Here is a 24,864-nt window from a genome sequence, read left to right on the forward strand (position 1 = left end):
CGGCTAAAATTGGGTTAACCGGCCTCAAAGCAAGCTGCTTGCGTCGGTAAGCCACCGCCTCACTCCGGGAAACAAAAACAAAGCCGGTCCTCCTTCCTTTCGGCCCGGCTTTACCAACCCAGAAGAACGGCCTACCCGCTACCGCTACTTGATAACCGTCACAGGGACGGATGAGGATGCGCTATTTCCCGCCGCATCCTTGGCGACTACCTGGACAGTATGTGCGCCTGCCGCAACGTTGCGTATATTCCAGTTGTAACCCAGCGTACTTCCCTTTCCGGTAGCCTTGAGCGCACCGTCGATGTAGAGCATATGGGTGATTCCCGAGGCGCCGCTATCGTCGCTCGCATTCACGCTGATTGGAACGTTGTTGCCCGAGACATTGCCTGCCACCGGATTGATTATCTTCACCTGCGGAGCAGTGGCATCCTTGATCACCGTGGTCGTTCCGTTTGCCACGTTCACCAATAAGGCAGTCGAAGCCTTGGAATTGCCGGCTGCGTCGAACGCATAAGCGACCAGACTTACCATGCCGTTGGTCACACCCGTCGAATCCCAGGTGAAGGTGAACGGCGCCGAGGTATCAACCGCCACCGTCGTGCTGTTTGCTCTCAGTTCCACCCGCGTCACCCCGACATTATCGGTAGCTGTCACATTCACTCCAGCCAGGCCCGTCACGGTTGACCCGCCAGCAGGGGAGGTAATGGAAACCGCAGGTGCTTGTGTATCTCCGGCGACCACTGCTGCGGCCGCCGCCTGCACAGCACGCGCAGCATCGACCCGTCCATAGCCATAATAGGGATCGCGCCCGGCCGTACCCAAGTCCACCGCCGTGGAATACAGCAGGCTCTCGATCTGGGTATTGGGTAATGCCGGTTTGGCCGCCATCATGAGTGCCACCACGCCAGCCGTTACCGGGCTGGAGAACGACGTGCCGGAAGCCGCGCCATAACCGCCACCCCTAGTCGTCGTCCATATTCCAGCGCCAGGCGCGGCAAGAGAGATGTAGTTTCCGTAGCTCGACCAACTGGCTCTGGAGTCGTTCGACTCTGTGGCGGCTACCGCTACCATCGATGTCGTTACCGCATAATTCTGGAGCACCCCTGTATTTCCGCCACTCACGATAACCAGACCACCTTTATCCTTCATGTATTGCGCTGCGCTGCGGGTGCTCGAACTGTCGGTCAACCCCAGGAAGCTGGCGTTGGCGACACGAACTCCGCGGTCTGCCGCATAGATGAGCCCTTGAGAAATCGCACTCCAGGTAGCATACCCATTGCTTCCGCTTACCCGGACAGGCATTATTTTAGCCTGCGCAGCCACCCCGGCAACGCCCTGGCCATTGTTTGCCATGGCAGCTGCTGATCCTGCAACCTTCGTTCCATGCCCATAAACGTCCGATGTGTTGGAGTTGTTCTCGTAGAAATTCCAGCCCGGAACAAGCTGGAGTGAGAGATCAGGGTGATTTGGGTCAACCCCGGAATCCAGAATGGCGATGGTCACACCGCTGCCCAGGGAGCCGTCCCAGGCGGACGGGGCTCCAATCTTGGGTAAATGCCAGGCGCTGCCATAGTAGGGATCGTTGGGGATGAGCGCAGGTTCCACTTCCTGGTCAATCTCAGCAAACTTGAAAGCCGGATGATGCGCCAGCCGTGCCGCGACTGCCTTCTCCGAAGCATTGCCCGGCAAGTCCACGATGTACAGATTGCTCTGCCCGATCTTCCTGCCCTTGCCGCCATGTTCGCCCAGAACCTTTGCCAGTTCCTTTTCCGGCAATCCGGCGCGCGGCATGACCAGGATGCGACCCTTCGCCCAGCCAAGCGGCTTTTTCACTCCAGGCCCCCTGCCCTCCGGAGGCTCTGCACTGGAAATAGCCGGGGCCAGCCCCAGGAAAACTGCCAATATTCCCCCCAAAAGGTGATGCCAAGGCTTGGAGATGTGCTGCGAGTTGGAAGTGCTTGATTGAATAATGCCCGAAGCTAACTGCTCCGAAACTGGCTTCCTTGAGCCGGCTGCAGGCGCCTTATGGTTGATGTTCACGTAGTTCCTCCTCTTATGGGAGGCGGAACCGCCTAGATAGGCCGGATGTCGAAAAGCGCACTGAGCCGGAGCATTAAGATCCAGCCAGCACTCTCTAATAGCTTCTCGTCAGTCAAAGAATTGACAAGAAAATGGCATTATCTGGCAGTCCTGCCGTCCTGGGGCCTTTGCCCGGTAGACCGATGACTTTGCGTCCCCCGCTTTCGCGAGGTTTGCCTTTTACAGATTAAAAATTGCAGTGTTATCGTATCTGAACCACCCATAGGGTCTATGGGTAAAGCAACTGCACAAAAATGATTCTGTTCGCTGCTTTATCTGGAGATGAAAAATGCTGCTGATCTAAACCACCCGAAAATTTCGAGATTTGCAATTCTTGCAAAGCAAACTTCTTGCTTATTTTGCAGCCATGGCGATTTTTGCTGCAACGATTGGGGAGAGTGATTTGAAGGTTTCCAGGAGAAAAGATAATGCTGCCACTCATTTCCATGCTTTCACATATTCTATTCATCCCAAAAGCGGCAAACCCGCGAAGCGGGTTTGCAAAGGTGAAAACAGTCAATTATTATTTGTATCTGCGTGAAACGCCCAGACCCAGTAGACCCAAGCCGAGAAGCGCTAGCGTTCCCGGTTCCGGCAGTTCTTGGGCAAAGGTACCGGCATTTTTCCAGGTAACGTCATGGGAACCAGGGTCCTTCTCAAGCGAGGTTGTTAGCGTAGTTTGCCCTTTTTTCTCCTTGCCACTGGTTTGCAGCGCCATTACATCGAAGTGCGCCCAATCGACAGCATTGAAGCCTCCAAGGGTTAATTCCTTGATCTCGCCAGCCTTGAAGTCATTTTCTGTTTCAAAATTCGGCACTGCCCCCGCAGTCTTCGTAAAATTCCCAATATCAAAAAAGAGAAAATCTGCACTCCCCGCCTTTACCGGAGTATGGTTATCGGGAAAAAAATTCAGCGTCGCGTTTGTATAGAATGCGAAATTACCGTTAACTGTCAAAGAACCGACTGCATCCGCTAACTGTCCATCGGGTACGGATACAAGCAGTACTGCGCCATGGCCATTGAAGACGCTAGGAAAAGTTCCTTTGTTAACATCAGACCAATCAACACTCCCGAATTTCCCCCCAAGCAACTGCACCCCATCATCTTTGTAAATACCTCCGACATATAATATATTTCCGGAAGTGATAGCGGTATTTTCTTCTTTCGGATCGGTCGTCTTGCCTTGGTAATCTGCGTAGATTCCTTTGTCACCCGCCCCCGCTGGAGCCCCAATCTGAAGGATAGGGACAGCCCAGGCGTGGCTGGTGGCAAACAATGCTGCGATTCCCGCGTATATCGCTGCGTGCTTCATGACTTTTCCCTCTTGTTTAAGTTATGTTTGTTAGAATGCTTCACTACAACAATAGATAAGCAATTTTTGTGCCAATATGTCCATCTCCATGTAATCCTTAATTTAATTAAGGTTTTTATTCCTTCCTATTGATAGCCAAGCAGAAGTGTAAGGAAATTCGACAAGAGCATAGGGCGCTATTGCCTTACCACGCGAGGAGAATCGAAAACAATAAAAAATCAGGCAGGACTGGCGCTCGTTTTTATCTCGATCAGAGCTCTCAATCGAGAATTAAACGAGGGGACAATGCTGTTACCATACAGGCATCACCCCGCGCCCTGGAGAATGAATATTGCGATGACTTTCACCCTGCCAGGCTCAGGGAGCGCTTCGACTCGCGCCGTTTCAAGACGGACATGCTGTTGCATCCCTGCAAGCCATGAAAGCCAATCCGCGAATGGCACAGCCGTAAACGTGATCTGAACCTGATCATTCCCCAGCGTATCGATGCCATTCAAAGCATGGGAAAGCCCCAGGACATCTGCCTGGGTTTGCATGAGAGTATGCAAATCGCCGGATGACGGAGGCGGGGATGGGGTAACCTTTATACGCTCGTACCCGGCCGCCTGCTGCTCGAACTCTTCCGCCTGGACGCGCAGTTGTGGAAGGCTCGAGCGCAACCGGGTACGTGCCCTGTCCGCGGCGCTGACCAGCCACAGATAAAGTACCGCGCTCGAAATCACCCCCAATATTATGATCACCCGCCGCTCCCGGGGAGAGCGTGATTCCCATGCTTTCCGCAGCCGTTCCCTCACGGGGTCCTCACCACGAGCACAATGACTCCGCCTCCCGCATCTGCCGGCGCCGGATTGATATCGACACTCAGATCGTTTTCCCGCAATTGAGCAGCAATACGGTTCGCGAGCCCTTCCTCAGCGGCCAACTCAAGCGTTATTCTCCCGCTATCATAGGAAACCGCACGCAGACTGCCAGGAGCCAATTCGTTCAATTCCGGTCCCACTGTTTTGATCATGGGCAAGAAATCGGCGGTATCAGGCACTCCTGCCGCATGCCGCGCCTCGGCGAGCTTTCGGCGCATCTGTAGCGCAGGGTCCACTACCGCGACCGCAGCCGGAAATATGGTGCGAAACCGGGTTTCCATTTGCTGATGCAAGGTACGCTCTTCATTGGCAAGTAAGGCCCAGTCAGCGGCAACGGCCAGGGAATGGATCACCAACGCTGCCGCGCCGATCCAGACTGCTGGCCGCAGACGTGAAAAAAGCCCACTGAAAAAAGGCCAGCGTTTGCGTTCCTGCAGCAGACTGATACTGGATTGCGGTGCCCTGCGCCAATCCCAGGTCCCCGCAATGTATACAGGAATACTGAGCACGCGTTGCCACGCTTCGATATCCGGCGCTGCCGCAGGGTTCTTCATGGTCCCCCCGGCACTCCCCTCAAATGTCATTGCGCCTTCAGGCTCAACTGTATAGAGCACGATGGATGCCGGTCTCGCTCCATGCCTTTCCGCATCTTCCAGCATGAGATGCAATGACAGCGGAGGAGATGCGTCATCTCCGCAATCTGTTGCTCCCCCTTCAAACTCGCCGGTGCGCACAAAACCTTCCTGGCCATCCCAGGCGAAACTCCATTCTCCCGGCGTCCATGGCAATAACAGTGTTTCACAGTAAATTTCATCCACCGGGATAGCAGCCGCCTGAAGCGCATCGAGACACTCTGTCAGCCCTTTTTTATCCACTGCCGCGAGTATGCCTTCGTCTCCAGCGGAACCGATCCAGCTCACCTGATTAGCGTCAGGTTCACGCAGCATCTCTTCTTCAACCGCAAAAGCCAGTACTGATCCAGTCTGCCGCCTGGCAGCGTCAGGTAAGCGAGCCCGTGTGAGCAAAACCTGGGCAGCTGGAATGATCAACTGGACAGAACTCGCGTTTTTCGGCAGATCAGCTATCTGCCCTTCTCCTGTCAAGGGCAGTCCATCATCGCCAATCCATATCCATTGGCAACTCAATGGTTCCTCCAGAAGATGGCACCGGATTCTTAGCAGACTCATGAATATTTACGCCAGACAATAGCCGGCCACCCCCCCTCATCACGGTTAAGGAGAACCACTCCCTCGGCCTGCGCTTCGCCGATGGCTACGCTGAGTGTCGCGAGAAAATAATTGCTACTGGTTCCAATATCGCTTTCCTCTACCCCAGCGCCCTGGGGAAGACGGTTCAGAAAATCGGCTTGATCGCGAAAATGGGCGCGCGCGCGCTGGAGAGTCAATGTGCGGGCATTTCCAATTCCCAGCCCCTCAACAATGGCAGCAAGCACTTCGGGGGGCGCGGTATTGACATTGACAGTGGTAAAATTCGGCAGGGCCGTCACGAACGGGCGCAAGCGGGCGCGTATATCCCTGTTGAAACCGCGAATACGGGCCAGTTCCGCTACATCGGTCAGGGGTCTGTTGGCAGTAAGGTAAGAGGGATTCAGCACACTGTAATATTCATCCTCGGCGCCATGCTGCGGACGCGGTTCGCTGTCAACGTCTATCCAGTCAGCCAACGCATCGGCAAGCGTATCCGGCAAATCGAGCAAGGCCAGCAAGCGCTTGAAGTGAGCAAGCTGTGCCGCACTGATTTTTCCATCGGGAGCCAGGTTGTTCAGATTGAACAAGCCCTGCTGATCGTGGATGTGGCCCGTGAGTTCACCGTTTTCAACGGGCATCGCCGGAATTTGCAATGCCCAGGGTTCGCCCAGGTGATCGACGCTGCCCATCCGGTTGTCATCGTTCAGCACGGCTCGAACCCAGTCCACCCCCGCCTTGACCATCGCCTGCGCCTGAACGTAATCATGCGCAAGCTGGCTTTGCCGTGACCAGATACCCTGAGAGGTAATGATAGCTGTTGCGGTTATCGACGCGAGGGCAACGACACCCATGGCAAGCACGACTGCTATCCCACGTTGTCCTGTTCTCATGGTTTCACTGGAAAATGCGTTCTATTTCCTCTCCCGAGGCTAGCGCAATGCGCAGGCGCACGGCCTGAGGAATGGAAGAAATCGTAGACACCGGCGTGTCAGGCGCTCCACTTGGCCAAGCATTCACCCATGCACGATTTGCAGTAAGATAGTGCAACTCCATTTTCGCCACCCCCGCCAATACCGGATAACGCATGGCTACTGTCCGGGGACCGATATCAAGACTCGGCCACAACCAAAGCTCGATTTCCCGTTTATCATTCAGCTGGTAGGCGGTCCGCCGTGCAGTATCCGTTTCTTCGATGGAGCCCAGACGGCTGAATTCCATGTAGGGCAACAAGCCCCCATCGGGCGCCGCTTTTATCACTCCACGCCAGGCCGGCAAGACGCCGGAGGCGGTTCGAATCGGGCGCGGTATCGCAAGTTGCACATCACGTTCAAACCTTGTGAGGAATAAATTTATGCGGCGCCATTTTTCAGTTTCCCACTTGACATACTCTTGCGCCTCGAGTATCGCCCCAAGTCCACGATAAGACATCACTGCCAGCAAAGACAGAACAGTCAGCGCAACCAGCAGTTCAATCAGGGTAAATCCCCGAAAACTGGTTTTACGCATGGATTTCATGGAAAAGGATTATGAAACCTTCTTCGTCGAGGACATGAACGCAAGAAGTCATAGGAAAGTTGAACAGCAATCTTCCACTCCTGCGAACTGCCATCGCGCTGTCTCCCGACAAGCTTGCTCACGGATTCCCCGGGATTGCCGGTTGCGCCAGATATCCTGTCAGATGCGCAAGCCGGTGCGATTCTCCGGCAGGCGCAAATACCGAAATATTCACCCGCCGGAATGAGGGATTTGCAGTTTCCGTAATATCCGCCTGCCACGTGAAATCCATATTTCCTTGCTTTGCTGTTCCACGATATGTGCCAGGCGGCGGCCATGTGCCGCGAGCACGCTGCTCTGTCAGCAGATTTTCCGCGACCCATCCTGCCAGCAGTCGCGAACGCAATTCACCGACATTGATTGTGCCCTGCCCTGCGGCACGCAGTGCGGCCATGAGAGCAAACGCAATGATTGCCAATGCGACCAGAACCTCAACCAGCGTGAATCCACGGTTTCTACCGCAGCTGCCGGGATATGATTTCATCATTCACTCTTCCCTCTCCCGGCAATGCCTGCACATCGCCGACCGGAGATCCTGTGACCGTATAGCGTTCCGTCCCAAAAGATATCTTTATGGCATAAGCCGGCATTGAACCGTGAGGATTGAACTCCAGTCGCATAAAATCTGCTGGCGACATTTCGATCAACATGCCCGCGATCTTCATGCCCTGCGGAAACGTTCGTTCCCGGAAGAGATCATTATTACGAATTTCCGACCAACCGGCGCCCCGTTGATTCTGTAAGAACCGATAGCTCGAGCCATCTGTTGTCCAGGCGAGAGATCTTCCTGACATACGCGCCTCGGTCCCCGCCAGGTCAAGGAGTTGGGCCAGTCGTTCCGCCTCGACACGAAGAAGAGCGCGTTCGTCCGGCCGCACTATGCTGCTGATGAGTCCCGCAAAAAGCCCGATGATCACCAGTGCGACAAGCACTTCGATGAGCGTGAATCCGCCCCCGGCTCTTATCTCAGTCACGAATCCTGTTGGCCTTACAGGTTCCAGGAGCCGACATCCGCATCGTTACCGTCTCCCCCGCGGGCGCCATCTGCCCCGAAACTGAAAACGTCGATTTCGCCGTGAACACCAGGGTTCAGGTATTGATAAGGATTGCCCCAGGGATCCTTCGGAAGACGCTCGATATATCCTCCGGCTTTCCAGTTGGGTGGAATCGGCGGATCGGTCGGCTTCGTTACCAGCGCCTGCAATCCCTGTTCGGTCTTGGGATAGCGATGGTTATCGAGACGGTACAGCTTGAGCATCTGCATCAGGCTGGCGACATCCTGTTTTGCTGCGATGATACGCGCTTCGTCAGGACGGCTGATGATTTTCGGCACCACCATTACAGCAAGAATTCCGAGAATTACCACCACCACCATGACCTCGAGCAAAGTAAAACCGCTCTGCCTTCCGCGCCGTCCATACTCTGGGGCGATCAAATGGCCTGGAGCTTGTTGTCTTTCAGAGAGTAGATTGGAACCAGATTTCTCCATCATTTTTACGTAAATACCCATCAAAAAACGGACAAAATGGAAAGAAGATTACCCAAGAAATTGTTCATTGTCGATTCCGGTTTTGCACCATGACACACGCCTCCCGATCTGCCTCATAATCCACGCCTCGATGCAGCGTAACATTGGCCTCGCCGGGAAAAATTTTCAGTCGCGCCGGCGCACCGGAAGTGACATCAGCAATAATCCCAAAAAAACATATCCCTTATTCGCCAAACAGGAATAAATTACTGGCCCATTTTTCAGTGTTGCAAGCGAACTTTTCTGGGCCGCTGGGGCAACATACTGGAGCTCTGACAGAATCGAAGGTGGTGCCGTGCAACCGACCAGAAACACAATTGTTACCAGCAAAAGCAGGTCTCATAACTTTCTTGTTTAAGAATCAATTTTGGTAGTTGAGCCAGTTTTGGACCCTAATTCCAACACTGCGCCTAAGTTGACATGCATGAATCTCATCACTATGTTGCTATTTATGATGCATATGTTGATGAGGGTGACCCGGAACAGCATGACGCGCATGATCGCTTAGCTGGGCATCAAACCATCGATGAATGGCATTGATCAGTTTAGGTGAGCTGGTGGAATAGCTGATTTGGGCACCATCAGGCAGCTCAGCGTACTCAATCTTGATTTCCCCAGGCTTTGCTGATTTCAATTCTCCCAATCCTGGCATATCTTCGCTATGAATTCGGGCTGGCTTAGAAAAATCCCCGTGCTTGAAGTCATTTGAAATTTCGGATAAATGGGCTCGTATTAACCTGATTTTCTCTGTATCGGATTTACCTTTAACCACAACCTGCTGCACTCCACCCTTTGGGGTCTTGGAAAAAACATGCGTCGTTTTCTCCAAATCAAACGGCATTACATGCGTGCCCCGCTCGGCAACTTCATCAAGCCGTTTCTCATCCACCTTTTCTATAGCCTGAGCCGCTGTTGTCGTGAATAAAGCAATTAATAACGGGATGGTAAAAAAATTCATTTCAACCTCCTTTTGTGCAGGATAGTTAGATAGTGTAGTCACGAGACTTTGAGCCAGAGGGCGATGCACCTGATCTGGATGGCAGCAAGGAATGATGCACTGTTTTTGGCATATCTTGTGGCAATATCCCGCCAGCGTTTCAGGGGGAGAAAGGCGTTTTCCACCAGATGGCGGAGCTTGTAGAGACGCTCATCATACGGCCTTTGCCTTGCCCGGTTCTTCCTCGGTGGAATGACAGGTTTCATGCCCTGCCTCATGGCCTGCTCGATGATCACATCACTGTCGTAGCCACGATCTGCAATCGGACATTCGGCACCATTCCCCCCATCAGGCGGCAAGCTTCAGTGCGATCCGCCGGCTGCGGGAATGATGCTGGATGTCAGTAAGTATTATGTGTCTGCTCCACATTCTAAAACGGTTGCCTAAGGGAAAATTGGCTATATCGCTTCGATAGTACTGTCTTGATGGCCACCCCGACAGCCATGGTCTCATCACCCATTCCTCGCCGCGCACAGGCGGTATCCTGTTATCTCCGGGCAGCCAAAGCAAACCGCTTAATAGATTCCACCTCCTGCCTGAGACGAGACTAACACACCGGTTTCAGCCGAGAGGTCGTACCTGGTTGTGCCATTTCCCGGACTCGCCCACCGGCCGAGATGGAACGATCCCGATCCCGAGAGCCTGTCTACCATGACATTGCGGAAAGTCAGGGGCTGACCACTTTGACAGACGGTTGGTGCAATGGTGGGTCTTAGAAAATATGCCGAGCCGACACCCAGGCGGATTGCAATGCCATTGTCAATCGCCAACGCGGTTTCGACATCCAGACCAATGCCTCGGGCGGATTCAACGCTCACCCATTGGTCCTGGATGGTGCGCCCGAGAAAGGTGAGAAGGCGCCCCATCCGGTCGCGCGTGTCGAGATGCGCATCGGCAATTACCCCATTCAAGCCCGGCGCAGTCAGAAATTCTCGATCGAGAGTCATGCGACGGTTATAAGGATCAGCCAGCGCATCGTCAGAGTACACCGTGCCATTCAACGCTACGAAGTCAAACTGACCGAGAACTGCAAGTCCCGCGCTGGTGCCGCCGATAGGCGCATTGCGGCCAATCAGTTCATTAATCGCCGTTTCGAGCGCAGTTCCTTTCCAGAGATTAATGTAATCACTCTGGTCGCCGCCCGCGATAAACAAAATTTCCGCTTTTTTGATCCGATCGAGCACGAACGGATCGCTGGCCGCCTCACGCGTCTTTATGACCAGTGTCTCAATGGAATCTATACCGCCCATGTCGTAGACATACTGGTTGTAGCCGTCGGATCCCCGGACGCGGATCACCACGAAGTCGCCGCCTCCCGCCTTCTGGATCATCCACTTGAATGCAGCGTCCACGTCGGGACCTCCGCCCATCAGGAGAGTTGACGGCGACCGTGGCCTTTGCGGCAGGACAGCATCAATCGCGTTGCCCGTAAGGTAATATTCATAGCCTTTGGGCTTGGGCTCTGCCAAAACCCCAAAGGCCGCGCAAACCACAGCAGCGGCCAGGGCAAGGTGTGCAAGAAGCCGCGGAAAGGACCTATTCCCACCCTCTTCGATGTCCATATGCATTAATCTCCCTTTAAGAGAAGGATGGCGCCAAACAGAGCCAATCCCTTACTTATTACTTATTTTGATTGAATGATCCCTTGGCGTCGAAATGCTTTCAAGCGAAAAGAAGAAAAGAAGATGAAAACAAGGTTTAATCCTATTCTGGAAAGATTCCATAAAAGAGTATAAACATGTTCAGGTTAGCAGCCATTCAGCTCATACGCAGCCCGAAGCAAAGTGGAATATACTCGCACAACTTCGCCAGGCCTCAATACGCTTGAACAAGGTACAATTGCGGCTCATGAGCTATTCAGCGAAATCTGACCGATAGAAAGTGATATCACCGAATCTCACTGAGTATGCAGCAATCTCCACCATGAACTATCGTTTTTTTCAGGAACTCGTTATAAGAGTCCATTCCCTGATCGAAACTCTCCGATTTTTACTTCAGCCGTATTGAAAAGTTAAGCATTAAAGAATGCCGGAAATCTCGATCGGCCGGTCGAATCGTGCGCAAACAGCCCTTGTATATTTGATCATCCTCGCTGCACTCGCGCTGTTTGGAGGGGTACTGTTGCACTGGACACGCCTTTGGTTCATCCCCCACCCTCCGCCCAACCTCGAGTCAGGGACGCGTGCGAACATGGAAGTGGCCGAAGATGTATCAACTGTTAGCGATCTGTTCGGTATTGCACAACGGGAACAGCCATCCATTGCTATTCCTGCCGGACCTGAGATCAGGCTGTTCGGGGTTATCGCCGCTTCCGGGAGTGGGCGGGGATACGCGATCCTGCAAGCGGATGGAAAAGAGACGCTTGCGGTGCCCGAAGGTGAAGACGTCGCTCCTGGCCTCCGATTGGCTGAGGTTCATATCGAATATATTGTCCTGGAACGTGACGGAATGCGAGAAACACTTGCATTGCAACGTCAGAACCCGCCTGCAGGCCCTGCTCTTCCGGTGGAGACAGACCTGCGTGACGAACTTCAGGCGCCAGTCATAACTGAATGATGCCGTCATCTCATGGGCTACAGAGGTAAAATCATGCGGCATCGCTCGCTATGTGCAGTTTTTTTATGGATGGCGGTGGCGGGTTGGGCCACTGAGGCCTGGTCCGTAAATCCCTCTGCCACCCTGGCAGTCGAGGAAATTGACGTCCCCCCGAGAGCCGTGCCGGAAGCGGATTCCCTGCGCGCCGGCAAACCCAGGTCTTCTCCCGGTCAGGATCTCGTTACACTCAACTTCGTCAACGCCGATATTGAAGGCGTGGTGAAAGCGGTCAGCGAAATTACCCGCAAAAATTTCATGCTCGATCCACGCGTCAAGGGTACGATCAACATCGTTTCAGCCAGGCCAGTGCCGAGATCGTCGGTCTACGAAGTATTCCTGTCGGCATTGCGATTGCATGGATATGCAGTTGTTGAGGATTATGGCATCATCAGGATCGTTCCGGAAAGTGATGCCAAGCTATACCGGAGCCCGACACTTGGTCCCACGAACCAGCGGCAGCCCGCAGGTGACCGTATCCAGACGCAGGTATTTACGCTGCAGTATGAATCCGCAGTGCAGATGGTGCCGATTCTGCGTCCGCTGATCGCTCCAAACAACAGTATCACTGCAAACCCCAACAGTAACACGCTGGTTATTACAGACTACGCGAGCAATCTCCAACGCCTGGCGAAAATAATTGATTCGATGGATCAACCCAGTGGAACCGATCCCGTCTCGATACCTCTTCAGCACGCCTCGGCGATCGATGTCGCGCAAACCGTGAACCGGCTGTTTTCGGAATCGGCGCAGTCCCAGGCCGAGGGTGCCGCGGACCCCACCCAGCAGCGTTTCACAGTCGTCGCCGATGCTCGCTCGAATACCCTCCTTGCACGCTCCGGAAACCGGGGAGCGCTTGCGCGTCTGCGCCAACTGGTAACAGTGCTCGATTCCCCAACCAGCGCGGCCGGCAACATGCACGTCGTTTTTCTCAAGAATGCCGATGCAGTCAGGCTTGCCGAAACCCTCAGGGCGATCTATCACAACATGGGATCCCCGGTTTCCTCATCTTCAGGGCTGAGTCAGGTAACCGGCACGGCTTTTGGAACGTCTTCCCTTGGTACGTCCAGCAGCGGTGGGATGGGTGCCTCATCAGGTACCTCAATAGGCGGCTCGATGGGCACTTCCATGCCGGGCTCCAGCCTCGGCGCAGGGGCTGTTCCCGCTGCTTCCGTCACCCCAGCTCCGATGCAAACTGCTGCGACTTCCGCCACCCCCGGCATCATTCAGGCGGATGCAGCCACCAACTCGATCATTATTACTGCCCCGGATGCTATTTATAATAATTTGCGTGCGGTAATAGAGAAGCTCGACGTGCGCCGCGTGCAGGTTTATATCGAAGCGCTGATTGCCGAAATCACTGCCGACAGAGCCGCAGAATTCGGCATCCAGTGGCAGAATCTGAGCAATGCCGCGCAAGGCGGCACCCAGGTTTTTGGTGGCACCAATTTCAATGCGGGCACTGCCGGGGGCGGCAGTATCATCTCCACCGCCCAGAATCCGATAGCGAATGCAGCGTCCGGTCTGACTATCGGCATCATGAATGGCCTTGTCACGGCTATTCCCGGCATCGGCCCTGTTCTCAACATTCATACGCTCATCCGGGCACTGGAAACGGATGCCAATGCCAATATTCTTTCCACCCCTACTCTGCTGACACTGAATAACGAAGAAGCCAGAATCGTGATCGGGCAGAACGTTCCGATTCCCACCGGCCAATTCATTCCGCCAGTGGGGGGCGCCGTTACCTCTCCGTTTCAGACTGTTTCACGCCATGATGTGGGATTATCATTGAAGATCAAGCCCCTTATCTCGGAAGGCAATACAGTGCGTGTGCAGATTTTTCAGGAAGTCTCGAGCGTCGTTCCCGGCACGGTCAATGCCACCAACGGTTTGATTACCAACAAGCGCTCGATAGAATCGACAGTGCTCGTGGACGACGGGCAGATTCTCGTGCTCGGCGGTCTGATGCAGGATACGGTAAATGACTCGGTTGAAAGAATTCCACTGATCGGAGCGATTCCGCTGGTCGGACAATTGTTCAGTTACAACAAGCGGTCACGCAACAAAACCAATCTGATGGTATTCCTGCGGCCGACGCTGATGCGATCGGGCGAAGCTGCCGATCCGCTTTCTGACGCACAGTACGATCGGGTGCTGAGCGAACAGAAAAAAGCCACGCCCGGGTTCAATCTTGTCCTTCCGGATATGGAATCGCCTACTTTGCCGCCGCGTCAACCGCCGCCTGTCATCCTTGATGACAGTGTCACTCCCGATAGTCCGGATATCTCCAATGCTCAAGGCAACTGGGATACCGGGGGAGTGATGGATAATACACCCTGAAACCGGGCCGCGATAATGTCGCCTGACAGGATTCCTTATGTCTTTGTCAAGACAAATGGAGTGGCCGTGACGAGCGTCACCAGCGATTGTGCAGAGGTGGTGGTCCGCGGCGAAGCCCGGGCCGGGGCACTGGCAGAGTTGCGTCGCGTTCTGGGCGTGCCCCTGCGGGCACGACGCATCGATACCGACGAGTTCAATGAGACCGTTGCGGCGCTGTATAACGGCGCAAACGAAGGCGCCGCCGCGCTCGCAGATGATCTCGCACAGGATATAGACCTCTCGAGGTTATTGCAGGAACTGCCAAAGGTCGAAGACCTGCTCGAGAGCCAGGATGATGCCCCCGTCATCCGGCTGATCAACGCGCTCTTTACACAGGCGTTACGCAACGCGGCCTCCGATATCCATATTGAACCTTATGAAACACGCTCGGTTGTGCGGTTGCGAGTGGACGGCACATTGCGCGACCTGATCGAACCGGCGCGCGCATTACATGCCGCCCTCATCTCACGCATCAAGATCATGGCGCAGCTCGACATTGCGGAAAAACGCCTTCCTCAGGACGGCCGGATTACACTCAGGATGGCGGGCAGGCCAGTCGACGTACGCGTATCCACCATCCCCACCGCCCACGGTGAACGCGCCGTACTGCGTTTGCTCGACAAACAGGCTGGCCGCCTGGATCTCCCCCGGCTTGGCATGGATGAAATGACGTTGACTCGCATGGACAGGCTTATTCGCGAGCCCCATGGCATTATCCTTGTAACCGGTCCCACCGGGTCGGGTAAAACAACCACGCTTTACGCCGCCCTGTCGAGGCTGGATTCCGCGTCGCTCAACATCATGACGGTTGAGGACCCCATCGAGTACGATCTTGACGGCATCAGTCAGACCCAAGTCAACCCGCGAATCGAAATGACGTTTGCGCGAGCCTTGCGGACAATCCTGCGCCAGGATCCGGATGTCATCATGATCGGAGAGATTCGCGACCTCGAAACCGCGCAGATCGCGGTACAGGCCAGCCTTACGGGCCATCTGGTATTTGCGACTCTGCATACCAATGATGCGATAAGCGCCGTGACCCGGCTTGTCGACATGGGAGTCGAGCCGTTTCTGCTGGCATCGAGTCTCATCGGCGTAGGCGCGCAGCGTCTGGTGCGGCGGCTCTGTCTGGAATGTCGCCAGCCTTGGGACGAGGACATGGGAAAATCCCCTTCCCTTGGCTCTTTTTCGGCTTCCGCAATTTTATACAAGGCACAGGGTTGTGCTGCATGCAATCACTCCGGCTATCAGGGACGCACCGGAATCTATGAATTGCTCGCAGTTGACAACGATCTGCGCCGGCGTGTTCATGATCGCGTGTCCGAACAAGACCTGCGAGAGTATGTGGTTTCCGCCGGAATGCCTTCGTTACGTGACGACGGCATGCGCCTCGCTACCCAGGGCATCACCAGCCTGGAGGAAGTCGTGCGTGTGACACGCGAATAGCAGTTCCATATGGAAGCTTACCGCTACGAAGCGCTTGACCCCGAAGGCCGCACAGTAACGGGTGTGCTGCAGGCTGATACCGCGCGCCAGGCACGGGCGCAGTTGCGCGCGCAGGGCTTGCTGCCTTCGGCCGTCGATCAGGTTCGCGCTCGCGAGCGCGGCCAGGCGTACTGGGTCCGAGGCTTACGCCCGGAGGAGCTGAGTCTGCTGACACGACAGATGGCTACCTTGCTGACCGCCGGCCTGACAGTCGAGCAGTCGCTTGCTGCACTGATCGAGTCCGCCGAGGAGCCGATGACACGCGAAGTGCTCGGCGGTGTCAAGACAGAGGTGATTGCCGGACTCTCCCTCTCTGCCGCGCTGGGCAGCTACAGCAGGAGTTTTCCCGATTTCTACCGGGCGCTGGTACATGGCGGGGAAGAATCCGGCACCTTGCCGCTGGTACTGCGACATCTTGCCGAGTATCTCGATGCACGCCAGGCACTAAAACAGAAAACCAGTCTGGCGCTCCTTTACCCGGCACTGGTGAGCATTATTGCCATTATCATTGTTGCCGGCCTGCTCATGTATGTGGTTCCCCAGGTAGTGCAGGTATTTCAGCATTCTCGCCAGAGCCTGCCCCTCCTGACTCGCGCGCTGATCGGATTGAGTGATTTCCTTCTCATGTCATGGCCTTATCTGATTATCGCCATTGCCGGCGGGGGACTTTCCGCACGCGTCGCGCTGCGGCGTGATAACGTCCGATACCGATGGCATGCTCTGCTGCTGCGCACCGCATGGCTGGGATCGTTGATTCGCAGCAGCAACACATCCCGTTTCGCCAGCACGCTTTCCATTCTGATCGGAGGAGGTGTGCCGCTTCTTAAAGCGCTCAGTTCCGGTGCACGCGTGATGAGCAACATGGTCATGCGTAAAGCGATCGAAAATACTATCGAACAGGTCCGCGAAGGCGCGAGCCTCTCCAGAGCGCTGCGTGAAACCCGCGTGTTTCCGCCACTGCTCGTGCATCTGGTCGCAAGCGGGGAAATGAGCGGCAAGCTGAAAGAAATGCTCGAACGCGCTGCCCAGCTCGAAGCCCAGGCGCTGGAGCGGCGACTGGGCGTCTTCTTAACGCTGCTGGAACCGATAATGATTCTGGTAATGGGGGGTGTCGTGCTGATGATCGTTCTTGCCATACTGCTCCCCATCATGGAAATCAATCAACTGGTACATTAGCGATGAGACGACCTGAAAAACAATACCTTTATTCGACGACGGGTGTAGAAAAGAGGCTGATACTACAGAATCAATAGAAGGAAACCCGCCCGTCTGGCTCAATCCAAGGGTGACGACGTTCCTGAAAGTGCTGATTCCTTACTATCTCTATTGAGTCAAACCCCTTGCGAGATCGGCCTTTATGTCTTTTACGGCCTCAAGTCCCACTGCAATGCGCAGCAAGCCCTCGGTAATGCCCGCTGCATCCCGGTTTTCCTGGCTGATCCGCCCATGCGTGGTGGTGGCAGGATGGGTAAGGGTGCTCTTGGCATCCCCCAGGTTGGCGGTGATGGAAATCATGCGAACGGAATCCACCACCCTCCATGCCGCTTCTCTTCCATTCTTCAATTCGAATGAAACGATTCCACCTCCGGTTTTCTGCTGGCGGCTGGCAAGCTCGTACTGGGGATGCGATGGCAAGCCTGGATAATGGACTTTGGCTACGCCAGGTTGCGCTTCCAGCCAGCGCGCAATTTCCAGTGCATTTTCAGAATGCCTTTCCATCCGAAGGCTCAGGGTTTCCATGCCCTTCAGGATCACCCAGGCATTGAACGGACTCAGGCTCGGCCCGGCAGTGCGCAGAAAACCGAATATTCCCCCGTCCATCACGAGATCACGCTTGCCCAGCACCGCACCCCCCAACACCCGGCCCTGACCCTCAAGATATTTGGTCGCAGAGTGAATCACGAGGTCTGCTCCCAATTCCAGCGGACGTTGCAGGGCGGGAGAGCAGAAGCAATTGTCCACGGCGAGCCATGCACCTGCTTTTTTTGCTACAGCAGCCAGTGCGGCAATGTCGGAAATCTCGGTCAACGGATTGGAGGGTGTTTCCATGAACAGCAGCCTGGTGCTCGGTTTTACCGCTGCTTCCCAGGCAGAAACGTCCGTAGCGGAAACAAACGTCGTTTCGATGTTGAAGCGCTTGAGGATATTGTTGAACAAGCTGACGGTCGCACCGAACAGGCTGCGGGAAGCCACGATATGGTCCCCCGCGCGGAGGAGCCCCATGGTGCAGGCTAGAATGGCTGACATGCCGGAGGAGGTGGCGACACAGGCTTCCGCCCCCTCCAGAGCGGCCAGCCTTTCCTGAAAAGCGGTAACCGTGGGGTTGGTAAAGCGTGAATAGATATTACCCGGTTCCGCGTCGGAAAAGCGTGCTGCGGCCTGCGCTGCGCTATCGAAGACAAAACTCGAAGTAAGGAATAAAGCTTCCGAGTGTTCATTGAACTGGCTGCGATGTATGCCCGTATGCAGCGCCAGTGTTTCCAGCTCGAAATCGTCAGACATGCCAGATATCTCCCTCAAATTCCCCAACTAAACTACCACCTACTAGAAGTAGGTGGGTTAGCGCAGCTTGGGTGCAGACGACTAAAGTCGCCTATCCGCACCAAGCTAGCGCGCATGAGTCAACACATTTAAAGTCAAAGTCACCGTCTAAAGACGGTGGTTTTTACCAAATTTATAGAAATAAAAAACCCGTTCAGCGTTCGCCAAAAACGGGTTTTCCCGCTTTAGCTGAATTTATACTGCGCCCGCAAGCTGAAGATCAAATCGGCGCCTACTGTGAAGGTACGCTCGGTACCTGCTTTTGTCAAACCTTCATTAATTCGCCGTCACCAGGTTCAGGTCGAGTTGGGTGCTGGAACGTCTCTCCGTGAGAGGAGGACTACCACTGCGTTGCGCCTCCAGAACGGCCAGGTATTCCGGCGTTACATCCCCGGTAATATAGCGCCCGTCGAAACACGAAGTCTCATACTGAGAGATGAATGGATTGACGCGGCGTACATCTTTAATGAGAGAATCGAGCTCCTGATACACCAGATGATCGGCGCCAATCTCCCGGCATATTTCCTCGTCATCCCGCCCCGTGGCAATGAGTTCGTGACGCGTAGGCATATCGATGCCATAAACGTTGGGAAACCGCACGGGGGGTGCAGCAGAAGCAAAAAACACCTTGTTCGCGCCGGCTTCCTTCGCCATCTGGACGATTTCACGGCTGGTAGTGCCGCGTACGATCGAATCATCGACCAGCAACACATTTTTTCCGCGAAACTCCACGCCCATGGCATTGAGCTTCTGGCGGACCGACTTGCGGCGCAGTTGCTGGCCCGGCATGATAAAAGTTCGACCGATGTAGCGGTTTTTTACGAAACCTTCACGAAAACTTATGCCCAGGCGGTTGGCAAGCTGCAAAGCACTGGGGCGACTGGAATCAGGAATCGGAATGACCACATCGATATCGAGATGACTCATCGTGGCTTTGACTTTATCGGCCAGACTCTCTCCCATGTTGAGCCGGGTTTCATAGACTGAAATTCCGTCTATGACTGAATCCGGCCGTGCGAGATAGACATACTCGAAGATGCAGGGATTGTGCGAGGGGTTGGGCGCGCACTGCTTATTGTAAAAATTGCCGCTGTCATCAATAAAAATCGCCTCGCCAGGCTCAACATCCCTCACCAGCTTGAATCCCAAGGTATCGAGCGCCACACTCTCGGACGCCACCAGATACTCCGTCCCATGCTCGGTTTCCGCGCACCCGAACACAAGGGGGCGAATACCATAAGGATCGCGGAACGCGAGCAATCCGTAACCTGCAATCATTGCTATGACGGCGTAGGCGCCTTTGCAACGCTCGTGCACACCGGATACGGCGGCAAAAATAGCGGCGGGATCGAGCTGGTGGTTCTTCGTGCTCCTCTGCAACTCGTGCGCCAGCACATTAAGGAGCACTTCCGAATCCGAATTGGTGTTGACGTGCCGCAAATCCTCGCGGAACAACTCATCTTTGAGCTGTGCGGAATTGGTCAGATTGCCGTTATGCCCGAGTACGATTCCGAATGGCGAGTTGACATAAAACGGCTGTGCTTCTGCAGGAGACTCGGCGGAACCGGCAGTGGGATAACGCACCTGGCCGATCCCCATGTTCCCGAGCAAGGCGCGCATATTCCGCGTGCGAAACACGTCGCGCACCAGGCCGCTGTTCTTGTGCATGTGGAAGGTATTCCCCTGGGCGGTAACAATTCCGGCCGCATCCTGCCCGCGATGCTGCAGCACCAGCAACCCGTCGTAGAGTAGCTGGTTTACGGGAGCATGCGAAACTAAACCCAGAATTCCACACATGGACGCACTCCGCAAAAATGACTTAGATCGACGCTATACGAAAAGTTGCACGAGTTCATCAAGTGGAATCCGGCGCATTCGGTTATTGCGCTATTGCTTGCGCTTCAGTTCCGCATAGTGGATACGCCTGGACAAATCCTGCGGCAACCACGGCAGCACCACCATTGCTGCAGCCTCCAGGTGCTTGCTCAGTACCGCTTTTCGCCAGAAGGGCTCCTGCGGCAGAGCGGTAAGACCTGCTGCCAGCACGATTACCAGCACCACTACCAACCCGCGGATAAAACCGAACAGGGAGCCGAAAAATCTGTCGGTGAAACCCAATCCTACCGTCTGGATCAAAGCTGAAATCAGCATGGTCACGAGACCCATCGCCACCAGGGTTGTCAGGAATAATGCAATGAAAGCCAGCAGGATACGCAGTGATTCTCCGCCGATAGTTGAAGGCACCATGGGCGCGAATCCTGCGGCCAAAGAATTCGCCACCATGAATGCGACTATCCAGCTGACCAGGGACAATATTTCTCGCACAACGCCGCGCGATACACTGAGCAGGATTGACACAATCAGTATCGCCAGGACAGCGTAATCGAAGCCAGTCAGATCAGCAGTAAACATGGCAGAATGCGAGGTAGCCTTGTGTACAGGGTTTCATGATCCTCACCTACTTTTCTGTAACCACACCTTCGAATCCCAGGTTCTTCAGTTTTTCCCGTGTTTTCTCAGCCTCCTCGCGTGTCGCGAAAGGACCGACGCGCACGCGGGTTACTTCTTCCTTGCCGGATTTCACGATTTCAGTATAGGCGGAGAAATTCTGTGAAGCGACCTTTTCCGATTGCCGGGCCGCTTTTGTTGGCGTAGAAAAAGCGCCTAACTGCACTACAAATGATGCTTCCCGCGAAGCAGCCGGCGTGGCGTTTTTACTGGCCGTTTCCGCTCGGGAAGTGGCGGGCGCAGTGTTTGTAGCCGCCCTTTCATTCCGCGGGGCAGCAGGCAGGGCATTTTTACTGGCTGTTTCCACTCGAGAAGCAGCGGGAGCAGTGCTTGTAGCCGCCGTTTCATTCCGCGGAGCAGCAGGCGCAGGGCTTGCACTGGTCTTTTCATTGATGGAGGCAAGCGTCTCACGAGGAGGTACAGCCGTTATATTCTTACCGGATGCCGCACCTGCCTGCTCGGGCCCCTCAGCCTGAGGCATGGAGGAAGCGGTTGCGAGAGGCGTATTTGCCGGGGAAACAGATTCGGCGGCAAGCTCTTCCACTGAATCCTCAGACGGGATGTGTATGTCGATTTCATGACCGCGCCGGTCAGGCTTGCTGTCAAGGATCATCGGCAATACCACCACTGCCGCGGTTGCCAGGACGATTGCGCCGACCAGACGTCGTCTGGCGCGCTTTCTTAGCTGAATCTCTTCTTCGCTGAGGGTCTTTGCCATTAAATATCGGGAAGTCTACCTGCGCTCAACCATATTCTTTAACACTTCAGCCACGGTATGGAATGAGCCGAAAACACAAATTCTATCATTTCTGGCTGCCTGCTCACAGGCGTAGGCATATGCCTCGGATGGATTGCGAAACTTGCGGATGGTATGCACGGCGACTTCACTTGCGTCCCCCGCGCCCGACTCAGCGATTTGCAGCGCCTGGGCAACCTGCGCGGCGACTTCGTCCACTGTCGCGCCTCTTGGAGCGTCAATGCCCGATACCAGCCAGACATCCACTCTGGACCTCACCTCCCGCACCACGCCGGCGATATCCTTATCCCGGAGCATTGCGAATACCGCATACGTTCGAGGATAACGCTCCATGCTATCAAGGCTGGCAGCAAACGCTCGCGCTGCACCTGGATTATGGGCAACATCGAGCACCGTGACCGGCCGCCCAGGCAACACCTGAAACCGTCCTGGCCAAACCACCTCCAGCAATCCATGGCGAATATCGCTCAGGGTGACCGGGAAGGTATCTTTCAGGGAATCCAGCGCGGCGAGGCATGCACTGGCGTTTTTCAACTGACAGGCACCGCGCAGGGTTGGGTAAGGGAGTGCGTGTCTGCTCTCGCCGTTCCCCCAGTAGCTCCAGGACTGTGGAGCGGTTGAATAACCGAAGTGCTCCCCGATATGCGTGAGGTTGGCGCCGATTGATTGCGCATGACGGCGCACGCTTACAGGCAAATCCGGCTCGGAACAGATCGCCGCCTTCCCCGACCTGAAAATTCCGGCCTTTTCGAATCCGATCTGTTCACGCGTGTTGCCCAGATAATCCATATGATCGAAATCCACACTGGTAAGGACTGCGCAATCGGTATTGAATACATTGACCGCATCCAGTCGCCCACCTAGTCCCACCTCCAGAATTGCGATTTCCACTTCGGCCTGACTGAACAAGTACATGGCCGCCAGCGTGCCAAACTCGAAATAAGTCAGGGACACGCCGCTATTCATCCGCGCCGACTCGACAGCACGGAAAGCTTCGCACAATTCATCGTCGCCTGCTTCCCCCTGGTTGATCCGCACGCGTTCGTTATATCGCAGCAAGTGGGGCGAGGTATAGCATCCGACGCGATATCCGGCATGGCTCAGAATGGCTTCCAGCATCATGCATGTCGATCCCTTCCCGTTGGTACCTGCAACGGAAATGATGGAAAATGAAGGCTCGAGCCCCAGTTCCGCCTGGACGCACCGTATCCGCTCTAGGCCCATCTCGATAGCTGTGGGATGCATGCGTTCCAGGTAGGCCAGCCACTCTGGCAACGTTGCAGAAGCAAAGGAGAAAGTGCTCATGCCTGCGATGGCACGGTAAGTGTGATTATGCGTCGAGCGAAAATGCTCAGGGTGCAGGGGAGGAAGTGCGCATCAGCAACGCAGACAAGTTGGCGACCTTGTCGCGCATGCGCCGGCGATCGACGATCATGTCTATCGCTCCATGCTCCAGCAGGAACTCGGAGCGCTGAAATCCTTCCGGCAGGGTCTGCCGCACCGTCTGCTCGATCACCCTCGGTCCCGCAAAACCGATCAGGGCGCCCGGCTCAGCAATCACTACATCGCCAATGAAAGCAAAACTGGCAGACACACCGCCCATGGTAGGGTCCGTCAGGACCGAAATAAACGGAAGCCCTTCACGGCTCAGCCGGGTCAGTACGGCAGTGGTTTTGGCCATCTGCATGAGCGACAGCAGGCCTTCCTGCATGCGCGCCCCGCCACTCGCCGCAAAGCATACAAAGGCCAGACGCCGGTCGACACATGTCTGCACACCGCGTATGAAGCGTTCGCCGACGACGGATCCCATCGACCCCCCCATGAAACCGAATTCGAATGCTGCGACAACGACGGGAACCGCCTTGACGCTGCCCTGCATCACGACCAAGGCGTCATCTTCGTCAGTCTCTCTTTTCGCCTCCGCCAGCCTGTCGGAGTAACGCTTGCTATCCTTGAATTTAAGGGGATCGAGCGAATGGACTTCTGCCCCGATTTCGCGGCGATTCTCCGGATCCAGAAACAGGTCGAGCCGGACGCGCGCGGAGATCCGGTTGTGATGACCGCACTTGGGACAGACGTTGAGATTGTTCCCCAGATCGGAATAGTAAAGCACTGCCTCGCAGGAGGCGCACTTGCTCCACAGTCCCTCAGGCACCGCTTTCTTTTCACCGCTTTCCTTGCGCTTGATCTTGGGCGGGAGAAGTTTCTGAAACCAGCTCATAAGTGTGTAAGTTTAACGGCGGCTGATGATGCAGGACTTGCCGCATCTATTGCAATTCGCAGACTTTTTACCAGACGATGGACATTTGTTAGCACCTCCGCCTTGGGCGATCTTTCAATTTCTTCGATGATGCGGCTTCCCACCACCACTGCATCGGCAAGCTCCGCCACTGCCCGGGCGGTTGCGCCGTCACGTATGCCAAAGCCCACTCCGATGGGAATGGAAATGTGGGAACGCAGTCCGTCGAGTTTCTCCGCCACATCACGCAGGTCGAGGTGAAGCGAACCGGTAACGCCTTTCAGCGAAACGTAGTACACATATCCTTCCGCGAGGGACGCCACCCGCTCGACGCGTTGCTGTGGCGTAGTCGGAGAAAGCAGGAAAATGGGAGCGATATTCTGACGTTTCAGGCATTCCACCCACTCCACCGATTCCTCCGGAGGATAATCCACAATCAGCACACCATCTACGCCGCACGCTTTTGCTCTTGCCGTGAATGCATCATAGCCCATCGCTTCGACCGGATTGGCGTAACCCATCAGCACAACCGGCGTACTGGAATCACTTTCCCTGAATTCTCCCACCATTGCCAGCACATCCTGCAATGAAACGCGATGCTTCAGCGCACGTTCGGAAGAACGCTGAATCGTCGGTCCATCCGCCATCGGATCGGAAAATGGAACCCCCAGCTCGATGATGTCGGCGCCAGCCTGCACCAGTTCATGCATCAGTGGGACCATCATTCCGGGTTCGGGATCGCCAGCAGTGATAAAAGGAATGAGTGCCTTTCTCCGATTCTGGCGCAGCTTGCCAAACAGGGTGGAAATACGGGACATGAAC

At 55.1% G+C, this 24,864-nt stretch carries 23 protein-coding genes, 1 pseudogene and 1 riboswitch; of the genes and pseudogenes, 4 read left to right on the forward strand and 20 right to left on the reverse strand.

Annotation, left to right across the window (positions count from 1 at the left end; genetic code table 11):
- Window positions 1–144 precede the first annotated feature (144 nt).
- The 13 genes and pseudogenes from C8R21_RS08750 to C8R21_RS08810 form a co-directional block, all read right to left on the reverse strand.
- On the reverse strand, window positions 145–2,040 hold the full coding sequence (locus C8R21_RS08750) for a S8 family serine peptidase (protein ID WP_107762342.1): 1,896 nt from the start codon (window positions 2,038–2,040) through the stop codon (window positions 145–147).
- Between the two features lie 140 nt (window positions 2,041–2,180).
- Window positions 2,181–2,267, reverse strand: a riboswitch (cyclic di-GMP riboswitch).
- Between the two features lie 41 nt (window positions 2,268–2,308).
- Window positions 2,309–2,599 (reverse strand): hypothetical protein, encoded by a 291-nt coding sequence (locus C8R21_RS08755; protein WP_146162463.1) that lies wholly within the window; start codon window positions 2,597–2,599, stop codon window positions 2,309–2,311.
- 3 nt (window positions 2,600–2,602) lie between these two features.
- On the reverse strand, window positions 2,603–3,391 hold the full coding sequence (locus C8R21_RS08760) for a choice-of-anchor N protein (protein ID WP_107762344.1): 789 nt from the start codon (window positions 3,389–3,391) through the stop codon (window positions 2,603–2,605).
- A 305-nt stretch (window positions 3,392–3,696) separates the two neighbouring features.
- The gene (locus C8R21_RS08765; RefSeq protein WP_107762345.1) at window positions 3,697–4,185 is read right to left on the reverse strand and encodes a type II secretion system protein M; all 489 of its coding nucleotides are present in this window, start codon (window positions 4,183–4,185) and stop codon (window positions 3,697–3,699) included.
- Entirely contained in the window at window positions 4,182–5,438 is a 1,257-nt protein-coding gene (gene gspL / locus C8R21_RS08770; RefSeq protein WP_258192325.1) for a type II secretion system protein GspL, read from the reverse strand. The genes C8R21_RS08765 and gspL overlap by 4 nt, the downstream gene beginning before the upstream one ends.
- Window positions 5,435–6,349, reverse strand: coding sequence for a type II secretion system minor pseudopilin GspK (gene gspK, locus C8R21_RS08775; protein ID WP_107762346.1), 915 nt, complete (start codon window positions 6,347–6,349; stop codon window positions 5,435–5,437). The genes gspL and gspK overlap by 4 nt, the downstream gene beginning before the upstream one ends.
- A gap of 4 nt (window positions 6,350–6,353) precedes the next feature.
- Window positions 6,354–6,974, reverse strand: coding sequence for a type II secretion system minor pseudopilin GspJ (gspJ, locus tag C8R21_RS08780; protein WP_107762347.1), 621 nt, complete (start codon window positions 6,972–6,974; stop codon window positions 6,354–6,356).
- 118 nt (window positions 6,975–7,092) lie between these two features.
- Window positions 7,093–7,500 carry a type II secretion system minor pseudopilin GspI gene (gene gspI, locus C8R21_RS08785; protein ID WP_107762348.1) on the reverse strand — a complete coding sequence of 136 codons (408 nt, stop codon included), beginning with the start codon at window positions 7,498–7,500 and terminating at the stop codon, window positions 7,093–7,095.
- Window positions 7,469–7,987 carry a GspH/FimT family pseudopilin gene (locus C8R21_RS08790; RefSeq protein ID WP_107762349.1) on the reverse strand — a complete coding sequence of 173 codons (519 nt, stop codon included), beginning with the start codon at window positions 7,985–7,987 and terminating at the stop codon, window positions 7,469–7,471. The genes gspI and C8R21_RS08790 overlap by 32 nt, the downstream gene beginning before the upstream one ends.
- Window positions 7,988–8,001: 14 nt before the next feature.
- Entirely contained in the window at window positions 8,002–8,505 is a 504-nt protein-coding gene (gene gspG, locus C8R21_RS08795; RefSeq protein ID WP_107762386.1) for a type II secretion system major pseudopilin GspG, read from the reverse strand.
- A 481-nt stretch (window positions 8,506–8,986) separates the two neighbouring features.
- Window positions 8,987–9,499 (reverse strand): aspartate carbamoyltransferase, encoded by a 513-nt coding sequence (locus tag C8R21_RS08800; protein WP_107762350.1) that lies wholly within the window; start codon window positions 9,497–9,499, stop codon window positions 8,987–8,989.
- A gap of 38 nt (window positions 9,500–9,537) precedes the next feature.
- Window positions 9,538–9,822 (reverse strand): annotated as a pseudogene (locus C8R21_RS08805) (transposase); the annotation flags it as partial.
- A gap of 231 nt (window positions 9,823–10,053) precedes the next feature.
- Window positions 10,054–11,106, reverse strand: coding sequence for a cyanophycinase (locus tag C8R21_RS08810; protein ID WP_107762351.1), 1,053 nt, complete (start codon window positions 11,104–11,106; stop codon window positions 10,054–10,056).
- Between the two features lie 457 nt (window positions 11,107–11,563).
- Between C8R21_RS08810 and C8R21_RS08815 the strand changes: the two genes are divergently transcribed.
- Genes C8R21_RS08815 through gspF form a run of 4 tightly spaced genes read left to right on the forward strand, consistent with a single transcriptional unit; the run spans window position 11,564 to window position 17,173 of the window.
- Window positions 11,564–12,094, forward strand: coding sequence for a type II secretion system protein N (locus tag C8R21_RS08815; protein ID WP_107762352.1), 531 nt, complete (start codon window positions 11,564–11,566; stop codon window positions 12,092–12,094).
- 33 nt (window positions 12,095–12,127) lie between these two features.
- Entirely contained in the window at window positions 12,128–14,473 is a 2,346-nt protein-coding gene (gene gspD, locus C8R21_RS08820; protein WP_258192326.1) for a type II secretion system secretin GspD, read from the forward strand.
- A gap of 15 nt (window positions 14,474–14,488) precedes the next feature.
- Window positions 14,489–15,958 (forward strand): type II secretion system ATPase GspE, encoded by a 1,470-nt coding sequence (gene gspE, locus C8R21_RS08825; protein WP_107762354.1) that lies wholly within the window; start codon window positions 14,489–14,491, stop codon window positions 15,956–15,958.
- Window positions 15,959–15,967: 9 nt separating this feature from the next.
- On the forward strand, window positions 15,968–17,173 hold the full coding sequence (gene gspF / locus C8R21_RS08830; RefSeq protein ID WP_107762355.1) for a type II secretion system inner membrane protein GspF: 1,206 nt from the start codon (window positions 15,968–15,970) through the stop codon (window positions 17,171–17,173).
- A gap of 147 nt (window positions 17,174–17,320) precedes the next feature.
- Here the strand turns inward: gspF and C8R21_RS08835 are convergent, their stop codons facing one another.
- The 7 genes from C8R21_RS08835 to trpA all read right to left on the reverse strand — a co-directional run bounded on the left by C8R21_RS08835 (window position 17,321) and on the right by trpA (window position 24,860).
- Complete coding sequence (locus C8R21_RS08835) at window positions 17,321–18,499, reverse strand: O-succinylhomoserine sulfhydrylase (RefSeq protein ID WP_107762356.1); 1,179 nt, start codon at window positions 18,497–18,499, stop codon at window positions 17,321–17,323.
- Between the two features lie 315 nt (window positions 18,500–18,814).
- Complete coding sequence (purF, locus tag C8R21_RS08840; RefSeq protein ID WP_107762357.1) at window positions 18,815–20,335, reverse strand: amidophosphoribosyltransferase; 1,521 nt, start codon at window positions 20,333–20,335, stop codon at window positions 18,815–18,817.
- Window positions 20,336–20,425: 90 nt separating this feature from the next.
- A complete protein-coding gene (locus C8R21_RS08845) occupies window positions 20,426–20,950 on the reverse strand; it encodes a CvpA family protein (RefSeq protein WP_107762358.1) in 525 nt (174 codons plus the stop codon).
- A gap of 46 nt (window positions 20,951–20,996) precedes the next feature.
- Window positions 20,997–21,764, reverse strand: a complete 768-nt coding sequence (locus tag C8R21_RS08850) for an SPOR domain-containing protein (protein WP_107762359.1) — start codon at window positions 21,762–21,764, stop codon at window positions 20,997–20,999.
- Between the two features lie 15 nt (window positions 21,765–21,779).
- Window positions 21,780–23,108, reverse strand: a complete 1,329-nt coding sequence (folC, locus tag C8R21_RS08855) for a bifunctional tetrahydrofolate synthase/dihydrofolate synthase (protein WP_107762360.1) — start codon at window positions 23,106–23,108, stop codon at window positions 21,780–21,782.
- Window positions 23,109–23,154: 46 nt separating this feature from the next.
- Window positions 23,155–24,024, reverse strand: a complete 870-nt coding sequence (gene accD / locus C8R21_RS08860; RefSeq protein ID WP_107762361.1) for an acetyl-CoA carboxylase, carboxyltransferase subunit beta — start codon at window positions 24,022–24,024, stop codon at window positions 23,155–23,157.
- Window positions 24,021–24,860, reverse strand: a complete 840-nt coding sequence (trpA, locus tag C8R21_RS08865) for a tryptophan synthase subunit alpha (RefSeq protein ID WP_107762362.1) — start codon at window positions 24,858–24,860, stop codon at window positions 24,021–24,023. The genes accD and trpA overlap by 4 nt, the downstream gene beginning before the upstream one ends.
- Window positions 24,861–24,864 lie beyond the last annotated feature (4 nt).

The organism is Nitrosospira multiformis, from assembly GCF_003050865.1.
GTDB lineage: Bacteria > Pseudomonadota > Gammaproteobacteria > Burkholderiales > Nitrosomonadaceae > Nitrosospira > Nitrosospira multiformis_E.

Excerpts from the sequence above, each read along its gene's own strand:
- C8R21_RS08760 (WP_107762344.1), bottom strand. The coding sequence starts at position 3,391 with ATGAAGCACGCAGCGATATACGCGGGAATCGCAGCATTGTTTGCCACC.
- gspL (WP_258192325.1), bottom strand. The coding sequence starts at position 5,438 with ATGAGTCTGCTAAGAATCCGGTGCCATCTTCTGGAGGAACCATTGAGT.
- gspK (WP_107762346.1), bottom strand. The coding sequence starts at position 6,349 with ATGAGAACAGGACAACGTGGGATAGCAGTCGTGCTTGCCATGGGTGTC.
- gspJ (WP_107762347.1), bottom strand. The coding sequence starts at position 6,974 with ATGAAATCCATGCGTAAAACCAGTTTTCGGGGATTTACCCTGATTGAA.
- gspI (WP_107762348.1), bottom strand. The coding sequence starts at position 7,500 with ATGATGAAATCATATCCCGGCAGCTGCGGTAGAAACCGTGGATTCACG.
- gspG (WP_107762386.1), bottom strand. The coding sequence starts at position 8,505 with ATGATGGAGAAATCTGGTTCCAATCTACTCTCTGAAAGACAACAAGCT.
- C8R21_RS08800 (WP_107762350.1), bottom strand. The coding sequence starts at position 9,499 with ATGAATTTTTTTACCATCCCGTTATTAATTGCTTTATTCACGACAACA.
- C8R21_RS08810 (WP_107762351.1), bottom strand. The coding sequence starts at position 11,106 with ATGCATATGGACATCGAAGAGGGTGGGAATAGGTCCTTTCCGCGGCTT.
- C8R21_RS08815 (WP_107762352.1), top strand. The coding sequence starts at position 11,564 with ATGCCGGAAATCTCGATCGGCCGGTCGAATCGTGCGCAAACAGCCCTT.
- gspD (WP_258192326.1), top strand. The coding sequence starts at position 12,128 with ATGCGGCATCGCTCGCTATGTGCAGTTTTTTTATGGATGGCGGTGGCG.
- gspE (WP_107762354.1), top strand. The coding sequence starts at position 14,489 with ATGTCGCCTGACAGGATTCCTTATGTCTTTGTCAAGACAAATGGAGTG.
- gspF (WP_107762355.1), top strand. The coding sequence starts at position 15,968 with ATGGAAGCTTACCGCTACGAAGCGCTTGACCCCGAAGGCCGCACAGTA.
- C8R21_RS08835 (WP_107762356.1), bottom strand. The coding sequence starts at position 18,499 with ATGTCTGACGATTTCGAGCTGGAAACACTGGCGCTGCATACGGGCATA.
- purF (WP_107762357.1), bottom strand. The coding sequence starts at position 20,335 with ATGTGTGGAATTCTGGGTTTAGTTTCGCATGCTCCCGTAAACCAGCTA.
- C8R21_RS08845 (WP_107762358.1), bottom strand. The coding sequence starts at position 20,950 with ATGTTTACTGCTGATCTGACTGGCTTCGATTACGCTGTCCTGGCGATA.
- C8R21_RS08850 (WP_107762359.1), bottom strand. The coding sequence starts at position 21,764 with ATGGCAAAGACCCTCAGCGAAGAAGAGATTCAGCTAAGAAAGCGCGCC.
- folC (WP_107762360.1), bottom strand. The coding sequence starts at position 23,108 with ATGAGCACTTTCTCCTTTGCTTCTGCAACGTTGCCAGAGTGGCTGGCC.
- accD (WP_107762361.1), bottom strand. The coding sequence starts at position 24,024 with ATGAGCTGGTTTCAGAAACTTCTCCCGCCCAAGATCAAGCGCAAGGAA.
- trpA (WP_107762362.1), bottom strand. The coding sequence starts at position 24,860 with ATGTCCCGTATTTCCACCCTGTTTGGCAAGCTGCGCCAGAATCGGAGA.